The sequence below is a fragment of the Dellaglioa sp. CoH-57-MRSF-21 genome (assembly GCF_056781915.1).
The window spans coordinates 1-681 of sequence record NZ_JBXAXU010000028.1; the positions used below are offsets into that span (position 1 = coordinate 1).

Sequence of the window (681 nt, forward strand, 5' to 3'; positions counted from 1 at the left end):
CACTGGGCCGCGTTATCGTCAAACTTGTGCTGGATGAATAATGAACGAATGTAAACCCGGTGGCTGTTCCTCGCTTGGGTGCGAAGGTGGCCACTACTGTTTCAATGAAGACGGCACCGCAAAGCCGATGCCTGAAGGAATAACCCAAGATATGCTGAACCGATTTGGTTTTGGCAAAGGAAACAAGATGAATGTTCAACCGTATGGCCGTGATGAACTGGCGGCAGCAAACGCCGCAGGTTACCTGATTCTCGATTGGGCAGAGGGCCTGACTCACCTACGCGCAGGCTTCCGCAAGATGGATGACGCACTGCCCGGCCAGAATCAGAAGCTGGCGTCCGAGGGCTTCCAGCAAGCAACACTGGGTCTCAGTATTATCCACGACTTCTTCAAGGCTCGTGGCATTGATCTGAGCGTGTAATGCCACGCGGCGGACTAAAGGGCGGTGAGAGCATCGAGATTCTTCCGTCCTCGGGAAAGCCGCACCTGTGCGTTGGCGGATACCTCGCAGTGTTCACGACGATGGCCAAGGCCGAGAAGGCGGCTCAACGCACAGGTGGTCAGGCATACCGATCCCGTGCAACACGCGCGTATCTAGTGCGCTTTGAATCGATCGAGCAGTAATCAGAACCCGGCACGTGCCGGGTTTTCTTTTTGTGCTTGCATTTCGCTGATTCCTGT

Annotated in this window: 1 protein-coding gene; it reads left to right on the plus strand. The window is 55.1% G+C overall.

Translation table 11 applies throughout. The features are described from left to right. Nucleotides 1-40: 40 nt before the first annotated feature. The gene (locus AC1RPQ_RS07720) at nt 41-421 is read left to right on the plus strand and encodes a hypothetical protein (RefSeq protein ID WP_289876116.1); all 381 of its coding nucleotides are present in this window, start codon (nt 41-43) and stop codon (nt 419-421) included. The last annotated feature ends 260 nt before the right edge of the window (nt 422-681 follow it).